Here is a 578-nt window from a genome sequence, read left to right as displayed (position 1 = left end):
GGCGATGGCCGCCGGCGATGTCGAGCTGCTCGCCAAGCTGCTGCCCATGGCCCAGATGTTCGGCGAGGTGGCGGACGCTGCCGGCCGCGTACTAGACGGTTTGAAGGAGGACCGCTCCAAGCTGGAAGCCGAATACCTGCGCGCCACGGGCCAGACGGACAAGTACCGCGAGGCCCTGCGCAGGCTGGCGACCGAAGGCATGACCGAGGCCGAGCGCGCCGCGTGGGACTACAACGAAGCGCTGCGAGCAGAGATTGCCGCGCGCAACCAGCAGCAGGACCTGGAGCGCCGATGGCTGGAGTTGTCTGGAGACACTGCCGAACTGCGGCGGCGCGAACTCGCTGCACTGGACCCCAGCAACCGCGAACTGCAGCAGCGCATATGGGCGCTGGAGGATGAGCGGGAGGCCGCAGCCGCGGCCGCTGAAAAAACACGGGAGGCTGCGGCTGCTGCAAAGGCTGCGACGGACGCGGCATATGACCTGTTCCGCCGTGCGTATCAGCGCGACCGCGATGCATTGCAGGACAAGGCGGCAACGCTGCAAAGCACCATCAGTGCGATCAGCTCGGCCGTGGGCA

The 578-nt window shown here is 67.5% G+C and carries 1 pseudogene; it reads left to right on the top strand.

Going from position 1 to position 578, the window contains the following annotated elements:
* Window positions 1-578, top strand: a pseudogene (locus IAE24_RS29970) (tape measure protein); the annotation flags it as partial.

Source organism: Delftia sp. S65, assembly GCF_016516495.1.
Classification (GTDB): domain Bacteria; phylum Pseudomonadota; class Gammaproteobacteria; order Burkholderiales; family Burkholderiaceae_C; genus Comamonas; species Comamonas acidovorans.
The sequence above is the reverse complement of the archived record's forward strand: the minus strand, read 5'-3'. Positions and strand labels throughout refer to the sequence as shown.